This is a genomic window from Limnospira indica PCC 8005 (assembly GCF_000973065.1).
Classification (GTDB): domain Bacteria; phylum Cyanobacteriota; class Cyanobacteriia; order Cyanobacteriales; family Microcoleaceae; genus Limnospira; species Limnospira fusiformis.
Window position 1 is genome coordinate 1305486 of the sequence record NZ_FO818640.1, and the last position, 17331, is coordinate 1322816.

The following is a 17331-nucleotide window of genomic DNA, read 5'->3' on the forward strand; positions in this document are numbered from 1 at the left end:
TTTTGGCAAATATCCAATTATGTAAGAGTATGTCAATATAATACCAGAAATCCCCGGCTTTTGTCAACCCCTTGGGGCTAACTTGGCGGGCAAATTTTTTAAAATTGTCTAAAAAATCAACATATAAGCACAAGAATCTGTTACCATAGAGTAAATGACTGGGGCTGTGGCTCAGATGGATAGAGCAAGCGCCTCCTGAAGAATCGGGCACCATGTGGGGAAACCCCTTGTGTGAATGTGGTCAAACTCAAGGAAGCCTAAGTTTATGTGAACCATGAATAAGGTAATCTTGAGCCAAGCTCTAACCCCTACGGTTGGAGAAGGTGCAGAGACTGGTTTTGGGAGTTGGATTAAACGACTTCTTGAACATAACGGCCACCACCTAAGAGCATTCTATGAGTGCTTATGGTGAAGGGATAGTCCAGAGAGTGGGGAAACTCACACAAATCTGAAGCGCTAGGTCGCCGGTTCGAGTCCGGCCAGTCCCGTTGGAAATTAATCGCAGATGCTGATATGTAACTGCTGCGATCGCAGATAATAGTAGGTAGACCTAAAATTCTGGGGAGCCAGAATTTAATCCAAGATTTGCTTGACATCTTATGACAATAAGGTACAATACCCAAAAAGATTCGCAACTCAATAATGAGTATACGGTCAAACCCCAGACCATGCCAAATTTCCTTGACGACATACTCATCAAGTCGGATTCTTCATGGTAAAATCCAATCATGCCTTACAAAGCTTTCCGAACCAAACTAAAACTCAATGACCGTCAAGCTACCTTGATGGCCAAACACGCGGGTTATGCTCGGTTCGTGTTTAATTGGGGATTACACTTATGGAGGTCAGCTTATGAAGAGGGACTCAAGCCTAATATAAACTCCATTAAAAAGGTTTTTACGAATTATGTGAAACCTCAATATCCTTGGATGTCTGAATTGTCTTCTAAAGTTGATCAATATGCCTTCATTAATCTAGGGGATGCCTTTAAGCGCTTCTTCAAGGGAATAAGCAGTTATCCTAAATTTAAGAAGAAAGGCCACCATGATAGCTTTACCCTTGACAATTCCGGAAAGCCATTCAATCTGTCAGGAACTCGCCATAAGCTGCCTTTTGTGGGCTGGGTTTCTACATTTGAGGCTCTACCCGAAAGTTGGGTTAAGAAAGTCACTATAACGCGCCAAGCAGGTGACTGGTATATGAGCTTTTTTGTAGAAACCACACCAGAAATCACACCGAAATTCCGAGAGAGAATCGGGGTAGACCTAGGAATTAACAATTTGGCGACTTGCTCCGATGGGACAAAATTCTCTAATCCCAAGGCTTATAAAGCAGCGACCAAAAAACTAGCCAGATTACAACGCCATTTAAGTCGCAAAGTCAAAGGCTCAAAAAATCGGGCTAAATGTCTCTTAAAAGTTCAAAAGCTACATCAAAGAGTAGCTAATATTCGCCGTGACACGATTCATAAAATCACTACTTTTTTGGCTAAAAACCACAGCCAAGTCGTCATTGAGGATTTGAATGTGTCAGGTATGCTGAAAAATCATGGTTTGGCTGGTTCTATCGCTGATGCTTCATTTTATGAGTTCCGTCGTCAACTAGGTTACAAGGCAGAACGTTATGGTTCAAAGTTGATTATTGCCGATAGATTTTATCCATCCAGTCAACTGTGTTCTAACTGTGGCCATCGTCAAAAAATGCCCCTAGTCCGTCGGACTTTTGAATGTCCAAACTGTGGCTTGAAGATTGATAGAGATTTGAACGCCAGTATAAATTTAGAAAAATCGCCTGGTTCAGACGATTACACTTGTGGACGGGGTGCTGCCGACAGTCCCGGACGAAGCCAGAAATAAACATCAATATCCGGCTATGTCCGGTTTTGTTTAAGTTTTATAGAGCATAAATTAAATGTCCCTAAACCTTGGACGATTCTTTCGAGCCTGTAACCCGCGATACACTCTGAATATATCGAAACCTGAAGATCGACAATACTATATTGATTTTTCAACAGTTCGGGGTTCTAATGTAATTCGGGAACTGAAACGGACGATCACCTTTTCTGACCATCAACCTACCTGTCAATTATTTACCGGACATATAGGCTGTGGAAAATCCACCGAATTATCACGATTAAAAACTGAGTTAGAAGCGGATAAATTCCATGTAGTTTACTTCGAGTCTTCCCAGGACTTAGATATGGCAGATGTCGATATTAGTGACATCTTACTGGCGATCGCTCGCCAAGTTTCCCAAAGTTTAGAAAATAGTGGTGTCTGTCTGCAACCCAAACGCTTTCAAGGCATTCTGAAAAGCGCTGCCAACCTTCTGAATACAGAAATTACCAGTTTTCGGAGCAATATTCCCGTCGTCGGTGATATTGGTGTTAGCCAAGACTCCGAGGGTTTTTCCCTATCTTTTGGGATTGGTGAAATTACCGCCAAAGCCAAAGACTCAAGGGATGTGCGATCGCTATTAAGACAACACCTAGAACCCCGAGTTAATAACATTATTGAAGTCATTAACCAGGAATTAATCACCCCCGCTCAACACCAACTACAGCAACGGGGACAAGCCGGATTAGTCGTGATTATTGACAACCTAGATCGCATCGATAATAAAGCCAAATTCGGCATCCGTACCCAACCAGAATATTTATTTGTAGATAGGGGTGAACAACTCAATAAACTTCTGTGTCATGTCATCTATACAATTCCCCTAATTCTCACCTTTTCCAACGATAAAGAAGCCGTTAGCAACCGCTTTGGTTCCCCCGCCAAACTGCTACCAATGGTCAGAGTCAAAGAACGAGACGGTAGCGACTGCGAACCCGGAATTAATCTGCTCAGACAAATGGTATTAGCACGAGCATTTCCAGAATTAAACCAAACCGATCGCCTCCGTGAAATCCCTAAATTATTTGACTCTACCAGCACCCTCGATTATCTCTGTCAGATGAGTGGTGGTCATGTGCGAAACCTGCTAATTTTACTATTTAATTGTCTACAAAAAGACGATCCACCCTTCAGTCGCACCATGATTGAACGGGTAATTAGCGAGAGACGCAACGAATTAGGAAAAGCCATCACCCCCGACGAGTGGGAACTTCTCCGCCAAGTTTCGCAGCAGAAAACCGTCCGAGGAGAGGAAGAATATCAAACTCTCCTCCGCAGTCTATTTGTCTTTGAATATTGCGATCATGATGGTAGTTGGTTTGACCTTAATCCCGTCTTAGAAGGCGCTAAGGATTTTGACAAAGATTAATTACCGCCCCCTCAGAAACCGGGTTTCTTTCCTGAGTTAGAGACCGAGAAACCCGGTTTCTTTCCTGAATTTACCGCCAATCTCCTTGAATAGTAAACGCACCCCAATAATAGGGAGACTGCCATTGACCGGAATTCCACATCTCTAATTGTGCTTGTCTTAAAGCTATAATGGGCGGTTGATTCTCATTCAACATCTGCTGATAAAACCTCGTCATTAACTGGGAAGTCGCCAAATCATTCACATTCCATAAACTCACCACCACTCGCCGCGCTCCTGCATACATAAAACCGCGAGTTAAACCCACTAATCCCTCTCCCCTCACTTGCCGACCTAAACCAGTCTGACAGGCGCTTAATACCACTAATTCGGCGGGTAAATTCAGGTTAAATATATCATTTAACCGCAAAAAGCCATTATCAGATTCTCCCTGGGGATTAAATAATGATAACACTAATCCTGATAATTCCGGGTTGACTGGATCAATTAACCCATGAGTGGCGAAGTGGATGATTTGATATTGCGATAAATTGGGGTGAGTCGCTAGGTAGCGGGAAGCCTCAAAATCCAAGGCTTTCATTCTTTCATTTTCCGGGAATAATTCCGCGATATTTTGGGCTTCATACCGAGTAAATTCTAAGCGGTTTAACTGGGGGGCTGTATCTCCTAAACCTAAACTTCTGGTCGCCCTAGCTAAGGCTAAATTATCTAAGCTGGGGGGGTTATTTTCGGAGGATATTTGAGAATTTAAGCGCGGGTCGTCGGATTCAAAAATCGGGTCAGCAATCACCGCAACAGCTTGAGCAGCCGTCGGTCGATTGGCTAATTGTTCTCGTTGATTAGCAATGAGAGTAGCTGAGGAAGCGGTGACGATTTCATGTTCGACTAATAGGGGGGTATCCGGTTGAGAAGGTATGGGTAAAGCGGCAAAGGGAATGAATTGTAAAATCCCATCTCCGACTATCAATAACCGTTGATTATTCAGTTGATTAACTACGGGAGCAATCAAGATTTCACTCAGGGCTAATCCCTGTGCTACGGTGGTGGTATTATCAAGGTTAATCGCTTCTCGATAGGGGGTAGCTACGGCTTCGATTTCGGTGGAGTTGGGCAGAATATAGCTGGTGATACTATCCTTAGTCACCGCCCAGAGAAAACTGCGTTCTTCTCCTAGGTAATATTGTAACAGCAAGGTATCATCATCAAGTACCTGTTGCTGCACTTGTTCTAAGTTGAGAGGTTGGGGATATTGCAGGTTAGCATAGTTGGGACTGACTACCCTAATTTGGGTTTGTAGTTGATTGAGTTGATTAATGAGAGATTGGGATTGAGTTGTAAGTGCATCGATTTGTGCTGTGGTAAATTGACCCCGGGTGAGTTCATAGCGTTGATGTTCTATGGCGTTGAATTGTTGTATTAGGCTTTGCTCCTGCTGCAAAAGTTGGGGGTCTACGCCTTCACGAATATTCGCACCAGCCTCGGCGAGAAGTTCCAAAAGGCGGCGGGCGCGAGAACGTTCGCTGGCGTGAAAAGCGAGGGCATCATATCCTTTTTGGGGGTTTTGTTGATGCAGTTCCATTAACAATTCAATATATAATTGGTAACGGTCTTGAACGGTGGAGAAAAAGGTTTGGCGGAGTTCGCCGGGAGGGGCTAGGCTGCGGAGTTCTTCAGTTAAGTTAATCGCCTTTTCCATATTAACCAGGGCTTCGGTGAGTTCGCCTTGGGAACGTTGGAGAGAAGCCATATTGGTGAGGGTATTGGCTTCCCCCTCTCTATCCTCCACAGCCCTGAATAGGGGTAAAGCTTGGTTAAGGTAGTCTAGGGCTGTTTGTTTTTCTCCCAGGGAGGAGTACACAGCGCCAATATTGTTGAGAGTATTAGCTTCCCCCCCTCTATCCTCCACAGCCCTTCTTAGGGGTAAAGCTTGGTTGTAGTAGTCTAGGGCTGTTTGTTTTTCTCCCAGGGAGGAGTACACATGGCCAATATTGTTGAGAGTAGTAGCTTCCCCCCGTCTATCCTCCACAGCCCTTAATAGGGGTAAAGCTTGGTTAAGGTAGTCTAGGGCTGTTTGTTTTTCTCCCAGGGAGGAGTACACAGCGCCAATATTGTTGAGAGTAGTAGCTTCCCCCCCTCTATCCTCCACAGCCCTTCTTAGGGGTAAAGCTTGGTTGTAGTAGTCTAGGGCTGTTTGTTTTTCTCCCAGGGAGTCATACACAAGGCCAATATTGTTGAGAGTAGCAGCTTCCCCCCCTCTATCCCCCACAGCCCTTCTTAGGGGTAAAGCTTGGTTGTAGTAGTCTAGGGCTGTTTGTTTTTCTCCCAGGTCGGAGTACACACCGCCAATATTGTTGAGAGTAGTAGCTTCCCCCCCTCTATCCTCCACAGCCCTTGATAGGGGTAAAGCTTGGTTGTAGTAGTCTAGGGCTGTTTGTTTTTCTCCCAGGTCGGAGTACACACCGCCAATATTGTTGAGAGTAGTAGCTTCCCCCCCTCTATCCTCCACAGCCCTTAATAGGGGTAAAGCTTGGTTGTAGTAGTCTAGGGCTGTTTGTTTTTCTCCCAGGTCGGAGTACACACCGCCAATATTGTTGAGAGTAGTAGCTTCCCCCCCTCTATCCTCCACAGCCCTTCTTAGGGGTAAAGCTTGGTTGTAGTAGTCTAGGGCTGTTTGTTTTTCTCCCAGGTCGGAGTACACACCGCCAATATTGTTGAGAGTAGTAGCTTCCCCCCCTCTATCCTCCACAGCCCTTGATAGGGGTAAAGCTTGGTTGTAGTAGTCTAGGGCTGTTTGTTTTTCTCCCAGGTCGGAGTACACACCGCCAATATTGTTGAGAGTAGTAGCTTCCCCCCCTCTATCCTCCACAGCCCTTAATAGGGGTAAAGCTTGGTTGTAGTAGTCTAGGGCTGTTTGTTTTTCTCCCAGGTCGGAGTACACAGCGCCAATATTGTTGAGAGTAGCAGCTTCCCCCCGTCTATCCCCCACAGCCCTTACTAGGGGTAAAGCTTGGTTGTAGTAGTCTAGGGCTGTTTGTTTTTCTCCCAGGTCGGAGTACACAGCGCCAATATTGTTGAGAGTACCAGCTTCCCCCCCTCTATCCTCCACAGCCCTTCTTAGGGGTAAAGCTTGGTTGTAGTAGTCTAGGGCTGTTTGTTTTTCTCCCAGGGAGTGGTACACAAAGCCAATATTGTTGAGAGTAGCAGCTTCCCCCCGTCTATCCTCCACAGCCCTTAATAGGGGTAAAGCTTGGTTGTAGTAGTCTAGGGCTGTTTGTTTTTCTCCCAGGTCGGAGTACACAGCGCCAATATTGTTGAGAGTAGCAGCTTCCCCCCGTCTATCCTCCACAGCCCTTAATAGGGGTAAAGCTTGGTTGTAGTAGTCTAGGGCTGTTTGTTTTTCTCCCAGGTCGGAGTACACACCGCCAATATTGTTGAGAGTAGTAGCTTCCCCCCCTCTATCCTCCACAGCCCTTGATAGGGGTAAAGCTTGGTTGTAGTAGTCTAGGGCTGTTTGTTTTTCTCCCAGGTCGGAGTACACACCGCCAATATTGTTGAGAGTAGTAGCTTCCCCCCCTCTATCCTCCACAGCCCTTAATAGGGGTAAAGCTTGGTTGTAGTAGTCTAGGGCTGTTTGTTTTTCTCCCAGGTCGGAGTACACAGCGCCAATATTGTTGAGAGTAGCAGCTTCCCCCCGTCTATCCTCCACAGCCCTTGATAGGGGTAAAGCTTGGTTGTAGTAGTCTAGGGCTGTTTGTTTTTCTCCCAGGTCGGAGTACACAGCGCCAATATTGTTGAGAGTAGTAGCTTCCCCCCCTCTATCCTCCACAGCCCTTAATAGGGGTAAAGCTTGGTTGTAGTAGTCTAGGGCTGTTTGTTTTTCTCCCAGGGAGGAGTACACAGCGCCAATATTGTTGAGAGTAGTAGCTTCCCCCCCTCTATCCTCCACAGCCCTTCTTAGGGGTAAAGCTTGGTTGTAGTAGTCTAGGGCTGTTTGTTTTTCTCCCAGGGAGGAGTACACAGCGCCAATATTGTTGAGAGTAGTAGCTTCCCCCCGTCTATCCTCCACAGCCCTTAATAGGGGTAAAGCTTGGTTGTAGTAGTCTAGGGCTGTTTGTTTTTCTCCCAGGGAGTCATACACAAGGCCAATATTGTTGAGAGTAGTAGCTTCCCCCCCTCTATCCTCCACAGCCCTTCTTAGGGGTAAAGCTTGGTTGTAGTAGTCTAGGGCTGTTTGTTTTTCTCCCAGGGAGTCATACACAAGGCCAATATTGTTGAGAGTAGCAGCTTCCCCCCCTCTATCCCCCACAGCCCTTCTTAGGGGTAAAGCTTGGTTGTAGTAGTCTAGGGCTGTTTGTTTTTCTCCCAGGGAGTCATACACAAGGCCAATATTGTTGAGAGTAGTAGCTTCCCCCCCTCTATCCCCCACAGCCCTTCTTAGGGGTAAAGCTTGGTTGTAGTAGTCTAGGGCTGTTTGTTTTTCTCCCAGGTCGGAGTACACACCGCCAATATTGTTGAGAGTAGTAGCTTCCCCCCCTCTATCCTCCACAGCCCTTCTTAGGGGTAAAGCTTGGTTGTAGTAGTCTAGGGCTGTTTGTTTTTCTCCCAGGTCGGAGTACACACCGCCAATATTGTTGAGAGTAGTAGCTTCCCCCCCTCTATCCTCCACAGCCCTTGATAGGGGTAAAGCTTGGTTGTAGTAGTCTAGGGCTGTTTGTTTTTCTCCCAGGTCGGAGTACACACCGCCAATATTGTTGAGAGTAGTAGCTTCCCCCCCTCTATCCTCCACAGCCCTTGATAGGGGTAAAGCTTGGTTGTAGTAGTCTAGGGCTGTTTGTTTTTCTCCCAGGTCGGAGTACACAAGGCCAATATTGTTGAGAGTAGCAGCTTCCCCCCCTCTATCCTCCACAGCCCTTAATAGGGGTAAAGCTTGGTTGTAGTAGTCTAGGGCTGTTTGTTTTTCTCCCAGGTCGGAGTACACACCGCCAATATTGTTGAGAGTAGTAGCTTCCCCCCCTCTATCCTCCACAGCCCTTCTTAGGGGTAAAGCTTGGTTGTAGTAGTCTAGGGCTGTTTGTTTTTCTCCCAGGTCGGAGTACACACCGCCAATATTGTTGAGAGTAGCAGCTTCCCCCCCTCTATCCTCCACAGCCCTTCTTAGGGGTAAAGCTTGGTTGTAGTAGTCTAGGGCTGTTTGTTTTTCTCCCAGGTCGGAGTACACAGCGCCAATATTGTGGAGAGTAGCAGCTTCCCCCCCTCTATCCTCCACAGCCCTTGATAGGGGTAAAGCTTGGTTGTAGTAGTCTAGGGCTGTTTGTTTTTCTCCCAGGTCGGAGTACACAGCGCCAATATTGTTGAGAGTAGTAGCTTCCCCCCCTCTATCCTCCACAGCCCTTCTTAGGGGTAAAGCTTGGTTGTAGTAGTCTAGGGCTGTTTGTTTTTCTCCCAGGTCGGAGTACACACCGCCAATATTGTTGAGAGTAGTAGCTTCCCCCCCTCTATCCTCCACAGCCCTTAATAGGGGTAAAGCTTGGTTGTAGTAGTCTAGGGCTGTTTGTTTTTCTCCCAGGTCGGAGTACACACCGCCAATATTGTTGAGAGTAGTAGCTTCCCCCCCTCTATCCTCCACAGCCCTTAATAGGGGTAAAGCTTGGTTGTAGTAGTCTAGGGCTGTTTGTTTTTCTCCCAGGTCGGAGTACACACCGCCAATATTGTTGAGAGTAGTAGCTTCCCCCCCTCTATCCTCCACAGCCCTTGATAGGGGTAAAGCTTGGTTGTAGTAGTCTAGGGCTGTTTGTTTTTCTCCCAGGTCGGAGTACACACCGCCAATATTGTTGAGAGTAGTAGCTTCCCCCCCTCTATCCTCCACAGCCCTTGATAGGGGTAAAGCTTGGTTGTAGTAGTCTAGGGCTGTTTGTTTTTCTCCCAGGTCGGAGTACACACCGCCAATATTGTTGAGAGTAGTAGCTTCCCCCCCTCTATCCTCCACAGCCCTTAATAGGGGTAAAGCTTGGTTGTAGTAGTCTAGGGCTGTTTGTTTTTCTCCCAGGTCGGAGTACACACCGCCAATATTGTTGAGAGTAGTAGCTTCCCCCCCTCTATCCTCCACAGCCCTTAATAGGGGTAAAGCTTGGTTGTAGTAGTCTAGGGCTGTTTGTTTTTCTCCCAGGTCGGAGTACACACCGCCAATATTGTTGAGAGTAGTAGCTTCCCCCCGTCTATCCTCCACAGCCCTTGATAGGGGTAAAGCTTGGTTGTAGTAGTCTAGGGCTGTTTGTTTTTCTCCCAGGGAGTCGTACACAGCGCCAATATTGTTGAGAGTAGTAGCTTCCCCCCGTCTATCTCCCACAGCCCTTGATAGGGGTAAAGCTTGGTTGTAGTAGTCTAGGGCTGTTTGTTTTTCTCCCAGGTCGGAGTACACAGCGCCAATATTGTTGAGAGTAGTAGCTTCCCCCCCTCTATCCCCAGCAGCGCGATAGAGTTCGCGGGCGGCTTGCCACTTTTCTAGGGCTTCTCGTAATGATTCGGCGGTTCCTTGTTGAAATAGTATGAATCCCTCATTTAACAATCTATCCGCTTCAGAATTACTGCTATTTTGGGCGATAATTATAGGCGTTGGTTGAGGGGATGATGAATTGGTTTTTAGCTGTGATGAGGTCGCCAGGACTGACTCCCCTAGCATCACGGATAATGTCGCTGTTATCAATCCTATTTCGATGAGTTGCTGTGGTTTAATCATGGGTTTATTTCTTGATTTTTGCAGACAATTTATGGGTAAGCAAAAGCTAAAAAATCTGGGTTGATTTGAGTCAGTCAATCCCCGCAAATTGAGCCATAATGTGGGGTTTCGTTCCTCAACCCAACCTCCGAATAAAGCTGGGTGAGGGCGAGAGGGGGGATAATGGATAAATGAAAGTTATAAGTCTATTAACCTCCCTGATGCAATAGGGTTCCTACCGTTACTGGTTCCTCGATTTCGGCTTGGGCTAGTATGCCATTCCGGTCAATTATTCGGACTTTTCCTGTACTATTTACCCCGGTTAAGATTGTGCCACTGCTGACATTTCGTAAATTAATCCCCCCTAACCATAATTGGGCGTTACTGCCACTTACCTGGGTGACAACCGCTTGGGCGGGCGGGTTCGGATTATTGATAAAATAGGGAGTTTGGAGTTGATAACCACTACCTACTTTGACTTCATAACGGGGCTGTTGATAGAAGTTTTTGGGAATTTCGGGGATGATTTTGGTAAATAGCTGTTGTATATTACTATCCGAATTCCACATATAATGGGTTAATAAATAACTAAATAAGCCGCAGTCAAAACCATTAACATTCACTTCCCGCGCTAGTTGATGGGGGGCTGTGGCTGATAATACTACCCCTTTTGCAACTCCGGTGCGGTAGCCGTTCACAAATTCTTCTGGGGACATATTTAAGCGTGATAACCACTGCTGCTGATAGCTTCTTTCATAGTCGGAAACTAGGACGTTTTGACCACCATCACGAGACCGGACTCGCGCTTCTCTGGTGGCACCTCCGGCAAAACAACTATCTAATACAACGGTGACGTTTTCGGTCTGTAAGGCGGACATTAATAAAAATAAGGTATGCCCCATAATGTCTTTGACGCTTCCTGGTGCGTTAGGATATCCAGGGGGTAAGTCGCCATCAACGGGAACAAAGGTGCCGTTGAGTTGTTGGGTACTTCCCACTTCTCGGAGAATGGGTTGGGGGTCAAAAATGCGAGAACCATGCCCAGAATAGTGATAAACTACGACATCTCCGGGTTTGGCTTGTTTGATTAAGTATTCTTCAAAGGCGGTTAAAATGCCGTCTCTGGTGGCTTGTTTGTCTTCTAATATGTAGATGTCTTGGGGGTGGAAACCAAAGCGGTGAATCAGTAATTCTCGCTGTAAATAGATGTCGTTGACACAGCCGATTAAGGGCTGTGTGGAATAGCTGTTAATTCCTACGAGTAAGGCGAGTTTGCGGGAGGTACTCTGGGCTAAGACTTGGCGATGGCGTTGGGTTTTTCGGTGAAATAAAACGGGGTCAATTCCTAGGGTGGCTAGGGCTGCGCCTAAGAATTGCAGAAAGTGACGGCGAGTGGAATTACTCATATTTTTACCTCGGAGATTTCCAGAAATTGAGATGAATACAGCCGGAAAATAGCACTAAACGTTACCCTATATCCCCAAACCTCAATTAATTATTAATTATTAATTATTAATTATTAATAATTAATTTTAGGGGCGGGTTCCTTCCCCAAGACTTGATGAATAAACCCGCCCTACGGTCTCGGCTGAGAAACGGGGTTTCTTGGACGGGTTTCTTGACTGATGGGGGAGAAACCTGGCTATAATGAACATTGTAGCCGGATAATTCCTCTGTTAATTCTCAATTTACCACGATTAATAAACCCGCCCTAGGGTTTCGGCTGAGAAACGGGGTTTCTTGACTTCTGGGGGAGAAAGCGGGTTTCTTTACGGACGATATGGGGGTGGTGCTGAATTCCTCACGACTTTATGAATAAACCCGCCTTACCCCACCGGGGAATTAGTTTTGGTGGTGGGAACTCGATAATGAGGGTCTGGGGGGTAGGTGGGGGTATCGCCGGAGTTGTGAAATTCTGAATATGGCTTACAATTGATGGCAAGTTACTAATTGAATGTTTTAACCCTAGACCATGACTAACCCGACTACTACGAATGAAACTACTAACCCAGAAACTCCGGTTTCGCCTGAAACTACTAACCCAGAAACTCGGGTTTCGGCGACTGAAGGGCAACCGAGTTATGTGAAACTGGCAATGCGGAATATGGTTAGGAAAGGTTCAAAATCACTATTTCACTTTTTCTTGACTACTGTGGGTCTCATTGGCCTGCTGGTGGGTCTCGCCTATCTTACCCGTTAAAGATTAAATGCTGTTGGGGGGTGAGAAGGTGCAGTTAGAAGTTAATATTGAAGATAATTTCTGGTGGGGGAAAGAGGGAGAGTCTCTGCGCTTGGGGGAACTGGCGGAAAAGGCGATCGCACCAGAAACCTGGGAATCATGGTTTTGTCAGTGGTTACAACAACTTGATCCGTATTTACCCCCGGCTAAGGGATATGAACTTAGTCTGCGTTTGACGGACGATAGGGAAATACAGGAGTTTAACGCCCAATATAGGCAGTTAGACGAGGCTACAGATGTACTATCCTTCGCGGCGCTAGAAACCAGCCTGGTGATGCCAGCAGAACACCTCTCATTGCATCCCTGCTATCTTGGGGATATAATAATTTCAGTGGAAACAGCATTTAGACAGGCACAACAGGCAGGGCATAATCTTACAACCGAGTTAGCATGGTTGACCAGTCATGGCCTATTACACCTACTGGGGTGGGACCATCCCGACGATCGCAGTTTAACTCGAATGTTGGATCAGCAAAAAGCCCTATTACAGACGGTTAACCTGCAAATTGGTTCAGGTTACGCCTGGGAGTCGGAAGAAAATCTGAACTAAGCCGCGATTGTGCTACATTGCACCCAGAATTGATCAGAAATCCTGATATTCCTAGAGAATGCTGATTTAAGGATACCCAACCATGAAAGCTAAAAAAAACTCTGTTTCGGCACTTCCCACCCCATTAGGTCCTCGGTCTGTCAACTACGCCTATATTCCCACCACCCCAGAGACGAAAACCGCTAACCACCGAGTATCTCAGTCTTGGGCGATCGCCAATAACCTATTGGTTAGCTTTAAATACGCCTGGAATGGTGTGGCTTACGCATTCAGGACCCAGCGCAACTTTCGCATTCATACAGCCATAGGGACTTTAGCGGTCAGTCTGGGTTTCTGGTTGCATCTTAGCTTTGTAGAAATTGCTATTATTGGTTTAACTATCAGCGCGGTCATGGCTTTGGAATTGTTGAACACAGCCATTGAGTCGGTAGTTGATTTAACGGTAGGAAAGTCGTATCATGAATTGGCACGCATTGCTAAGGACTGCGCGGCGGGGGCTGTGTTAATCTCGTCTTTGGCAGCTTTATTAGTGGCGGGAGTGCTGATTTTACCAGCTTTGTTAACGGCAACTCAACTGTGGCTGCAAGGAGTATAGACATTGATAATCGTCATTGATAACTATGATAGTTTCACCTATAACCTGGTGCAATATTTAGGAGAATTAGGGGCAGAAAATCCGGTAGGCGATCGCATAGAAGTTTACCGAAACGATGGCATCACCGTTGAAGAAATTAGACATAAAAAACCCGATGGTTTAGTCATTTCTCCCGGTCCCGGTCGCCCAGAAGATGCCGGAATTTCCCTAGCCATTATCCGAGAATTAGGTAAAACCTTACCGATTTTAGGGGTATGTCTCGGACATCAAAGCATCGGTCAAGCCTTCGGTGCGAAGATTATCTCAGCCCCAGAGTTGATGCACGGGAAAACCTCCCCCATTCATCATAACGGCAAGGGGGTATTTCACGATTTAGAGAACCCCTTTACCGCGACGCGCTATCATAGTTTAGTCATAGACTCCCAAACCTGTCCACCGGTGCTAGAAGTTACCGCCTGGGTGGATGATGGTACAATTATGGGAGTTCAACACCGCCATTATTCCCATATTCAGGGTGTGCAATTTCACCCGGAAAGCATCTTGACAACGGCTGGGAAAACCTTAATTAAGAACTTCCTAAAGAGTTGTCGGTTAATGGCAGTAGAAAGCTAATTAATTAGCGGTAAATTTGCGGTAATATTTTGGTCATATAATTGCTATGAAACGGCGACAGTTTATCCACCTAGCTAAAACCAGTGCTATAGTTACCTTGGCTGCGGGATTTGGTGCGCGGTGGCAGGTTTCCCAAGCGCAGACACCCAGTGAATCTAACTTGACTATTCGCTGGCTTGGACATACGAGTTTTCTGTTTACTGGGGATGGTTTGCGGATACTGGTAAATCCGTTTCGACAAATTGGATGTACCGCCGGATTTGGTAGCCCGAAAATAGAGACTGACCTGGTGTTAATTAGCAGTCGGTTACTTGATGAAGGGTCGATTGATGGGTTTCCCAATAATCCGGCGCTATTACATGAACCGGGAGTTTATCAATTTCAAGGAACCCAAATTCAAGGTATTCGCACTATTAAAGACCGTGAAAGAGGTCGCAGGTTTGGTCAGAATGTCGCCTGGTTATGGACTCAGGGTGGTATCAGAATTCTGCACATGGGAGGGTTAGCCGGACCTATTAATATTGAAGAAAGGATTTTGATTGGTCGCCCCGACTTGTTGTTAATTCCTGTGGGTGGAGGTCCGAAGGCTTATACTCCCACGGAAGCGGCGGCGGTAATTGCTTCCCTCAACCCTAGATTAGTGATTCCCACCCACTATAAAACTCTGGCTGCAGACGTGAATAACTGCGATTTGGTTCCGGTTGATAATTTCCTTGATGTGATGACTAATGCAACTATTAGGAATGTTAATAGCGACACTTTAACGTTGACTCGCAGCCAGCTTAATGATGATGGTTTGACTATTGGGGTGATGAGCTATAATTTTAATAGTTAGGCATCAATTAATAATTAATAATTAATAATTAATAATTGTAGGGGCGGGTTCTGCTGCTAATTCTCATCCTCAATTAATAATTAATAATTAACAATTAATAATTAATAATTGTCGGGGCGGGTTCTGCTGCTAATTCTCATCCTCAATTAATAATTAATAATTAACAATTAATAATTAATAATTGTCGGGGCGGGTTCTGCTGGCAATTCTCGTCCTCACGACTTGATTAATAAACCCGCCCGCCCTCACCAGAAAGCGGCTTCGGAATGTGGTTTATGGTTTGATAAACTTCTAGGCGGGTTGAGCGATCGCCAAGGATATGGGTATTCTATGAAAACACCAAATAATTTATATGAGGAAGATTTTTACCTCTGGACACAAATCACGGCTGAACAGTTAAAAGAAAATCAATTTACTCAAGTTGATGTCGCCAATTTGATTGAAGAAATTGAAAGTATGGGAAGAAATGAAAAACGGGAATTAAAAAGCCGTTTAATTGTGTTGTTAATGCACTTATTAAAATGGCACTATCAACCCACAAAACGCAGTGAGAGTTGGCGCAGCACCATTACAGAACAACGGATTTGTATTGAAGGTTTGTTAGAAGACAGTCCCAGCTTGAAACCTCTACTTACAGAAGTATTTAAAGATTGTTATCAAAAAGCACGTATAAAAGCGTCGGATGAAACAGGGATTAAGTTAAATTTTTTGCCAAAGGAGTCACCCTTTAGTTTAGAGGAAACTTTGGAATCTAGCTATCTTGATGATGAAAGATAATACAGCCTATATTAATAATTTTCGGGACGGTTTCTGCTGGCAATTATCATCCTCAATTATTAATTATTAATTATTAATTATTAATTGTCGGGGCGGGTTCTGCTGGCAATTCTCATCCTCACGACTTGATTAATAAACCCGCCCGCCCTCACCAGAAAGCGACTTCGGAATGTGGTTTATGGTTTGATAAACTTCTAGGCGGGTTGAGCGATCGCCAAGGATATGGGTATTCTATGAAAACACCAAATAATTTATATGAGGAAGATTTTTACCTCTGGACACAAATCACGGCTGAACAGTTAAAAGAAAATCAATTTACTCAAGTTGATGTCGCCAATTTGATTGAAGAAATTGAAAGTCTGGGAAGAAGTGAAAAACGGGAATTAAAAAGCCGTTTAATTGTGTTGTTAATGCACTTATTAAAATGGCACTATCAACCAACCAAACGCAGTGAGAGTTGGCGCAGCACCATTACAGAACAACGCATTTGTATTGAAGGTTTGTTAGAAGACAGTCCCAGCTTGAAACCTCTACTTACAGAAGTATTTAAAGATTGTTATCAAAAAGCACGTATAAAAGCGTCGGATGAAACAGGGATTAAGTTAAATTTTTTGCCAAAGGAGTCACCCTTTAGTTTAGAGGAAACTTTGGAATCTAGCTATCTTGATGATGAAAGATAATACAGCCTATATTAATAATTTTCGGGACGGTTTCTGCTGGCAATTATCATCCTCAATTATTAATTATTAATTATTAATTATTAATTGTAGGGGCGGGTTCTGCTGGCAATTCTCATCCTCACGACTTGATTAATCAACTCGCCCTACCTGACAGACTCTGGGGACGGACGTTAATAACTGCGATTTTGTTCCGGTTGATAATTTCGTTGATGTGATGACTAATGCAACGATTAGGAATGTTAATAGCGACACCTTAACGTTGACTTGCAACCAGCTTAATGATGATGGGTTGACTATGGCGGGTAATGGGCTATAATTATGATATTTCCGCTAATGGCGGAGATTTTTAGGGGAGGGTGTAGACGATTATCCCTGACCGGGGAAATAATTGTGGTAATTATGACTAGCATGGATTAATCAACTATCAGCTTCATTGGGGAGTGAAAAAATATGGCTATCTGTAGTGGTACGAATTATCTGGGTAAAATTGCTATATCTCTGGGTATGGGAATGATTCTCAGTATGTCGGTGGGAACTGGGAGAGCGATCGCCGAAAGTTCCCCAGAATTGCAGTTGGGCTGGGAATCAGACCAGCGGGCGGAATTTGCCCAATTTCCAAGCGATCGCGTCAGACGGGCGGTTAATCAAAATGTGATGAATTTACTGCTAAATGATGGCCGTTTTAGTACCCTAGCCACGGTTTTAAGACTGACGGGATTAATGGATGTTCTCCGCCAAGAGGGTGTATTTACTATCTTAGCCCCCACAGATGAAGCCTTTTCTAGACTCCCCAGGACGGTTTTGGAAAACCTCCTCAAAGGTAATAATATCGAACAGTTAATTAGGATTATGAGGTATGATGGAGATGACAGTGATGCCATCACCTCGGAGGAGTTAATATATAGATATTTGGCAACTCAGGAAAATTTGTTGATTCCGGTGGAGGTGGGTTCGGAGACTGTCACAGTTGAAGGGTCCCATAGTATGGATGGGGATATTCAGACAGAAAATGCCTTGATTCATGTCATTGAGCAATTAATTATTTTGACCAAATAATCGGCTCT

13 protein-coding genes are annotated in these 17331 nt (G+C 45.2%); 10 read left to right on the forward strand and 3 right to left on the reverse strand.

All coding sequences use genetic code 11. From position 1 onward, the window contains the following. Positions 1 to 350: 350 nt before the first annotated feature. On the reverse strand, positions 351 to 596 hold the full coding sequence (locus tag XZ46_RS33920) for a hypothetical protein (RefSeq protein WP_157234368.1): 246 nt from the start codon (positions 594 to 596) through the stop codon (positions 351 to 353). Between the two features lie 132 nt (positions 597 to 728). Here XZ46_RS33920 and XZ46_RS05865 point away from each other — a divergent pair, with 132 nt between their 5' ends. Together XZ46_RS05865 and XZ46_RS05870 are read left to right on the forward strand one after the other, a co-directional pair. Further along, on the forward strand, positions 729 to 1856 hold the full coding sequence (locus tag XZ46_RS05865) for an RNA-guided endonuclease InsQ/TnpB family protein (protein ID WP_008049044.1): 1128 nt from the start codon (positions 729 to 731) through the stop codon (positions 1854 to 1856). A 55-nt stretch (positions 1857 to 1911) separates the two neighbouring features. Then, on the forward strand, positions 1912 to 3264 hold the full coding sequence (locus tag XZ46_RS05870) for an ATP-binding protein (RefSeq protein WP_006621063.1): 1353 nt from the start codon (positions 1912 to 1914) through the stop codon (positions 3262 to 3264). A 70-nt stretch (positions 3265 to 3334) separates the two neighbouring features. On the opposite strand, the gene XZ46_RS36315 is transcribed toward XZ46_RS05870, so the two are convergent. Both XZ46_RS36315 and XZ46_RS05885 read right to left on the reverse strand, forming a co-directional pair. Beyond that, positions 3335 to 10000: a tetratricopeptide repeat protein gene (locus XZ46_RS36315; RefSeq protein WP_071829314.1), complete on the reverse strand. Its 6666-nt coding sequence runs from the start codon at positions 9998 to 10000 to the stop codon at positions 3335 to 3337. 188 nt (positions 10001 to 10188) lie between these two features. Further along, on the reverse strand, positions 10189 to 11385 hold the full coding sequence (locus XZ46_RS05885; RefSeq protein ID WP_048894954.1) for a caspase family protein: 1197 nt from the start codon (positions 11383 to 11385) through the stop codon (positions 10189 to 10191). 566 nt (positions 11386 to 11951) lie between these two features. Between XZ46_RS05885 and XZ46_RS05890 the strand changes: the two genes are divergently transcribed. From XZ46_RS05890 to XZ46_RS05925, 8 genes are all read left to right on the forward strand, one after another. Further along, complete coding sequence (locus XZ46_RS05890) at positions 11952 to 12179, forward strand: DUF3285 domain-containing protein (RefSeq protein ID WP_006621058.1); 228 nt, start codon at positions 11952 to 11954, stop codon at positions 12177 to 12179. A 7-nt stretch (positions 12180 to 12186) separates the two neighbouring features. After that, positions 12187 to 12768, forward strand: coding sequence for an rRNA maturation RNase YbeY (gene ybeY / locus XZ46_RS05895; RefSeq protein ID WP_008054319.1), 582 nt, complete (start codon positions 12187 to 12189; stop codon positions 12766 to 12768). Between the two features lie 82 nt (positions 12769 to 12850). Further along, a complete protein-coding gene (locus XZ46_RS05900; protein WP_008054318.1) occupies positions 12851 to 13363 on the forward strand; it encodes a diacylglycerol kinase family protein in 513 nt (170 codons plus the stop codon). Positions 13364 to 13366: 3 nt separating this feature from the next. Continuing rightward, positions 13367 to 13975 (forward strand): anthranilate synthase component II, encoded by a 609-nt coding sequence (locus XZ46_RS05905; RefSeq protein WP_006621055.1) that lies wholly within the window; start codon positions 13367 to 13369, stop codon positions 13973 to 13975. A 46-nt stretch (positions 13976 to 14021) separates the two neighbouring features. Next, entirely contained in the window at positions 14022 to 14810 is a 789-nt protein-coding gene (locus XZ46_RS05910; protein WP_008049065.1) for an MBL fold metallo-hydrolase, read from the forward strand. 222 nt (positions 14811 to 15032) lie between these two features. Beyond that, the gene (locus XZ46_RS05915) at positions 15033 to 15587 is read left to right on the forward strand and encodes a DUF29 domain-containing protein (RefSeq protein WP_006621053.1); all 555 of its coding nucleotides are present in this window, start codon (positions 15033 to 15035) and stop codon (positions 15585 to 15587) included. A 125-nt stretch (positions 15588 to 15712) separates the two neighbouring features. Continuing rightward, the gene (locus XZ46_RS05920) at positions 15713 to 16267 is read left to right on the forward strand and encodes a DUF29 domain-containing protein (protein WP_008049073.1); all 555 of its coding nucleotides are present in this window, start codon (positions 15713 to 15715) and stop codon (positions 16265 to 16267) included. Positions 16268 to 16717: 450 nt separating this feature from the next. After that, positions 16718 to 17323: a fasciclin domain-containing protein gene (locus tag XZ46_RS05925; protein WP_008049083.1), complete on the forward strand. Its 606-nt coding sequence runs from the start codon at positions 16718 to 16720 to the stop codon at positions 17321 to 17323. The last annotated feature ends 8 nt before the right edge of the window (positions 17324 to 17331 follow it).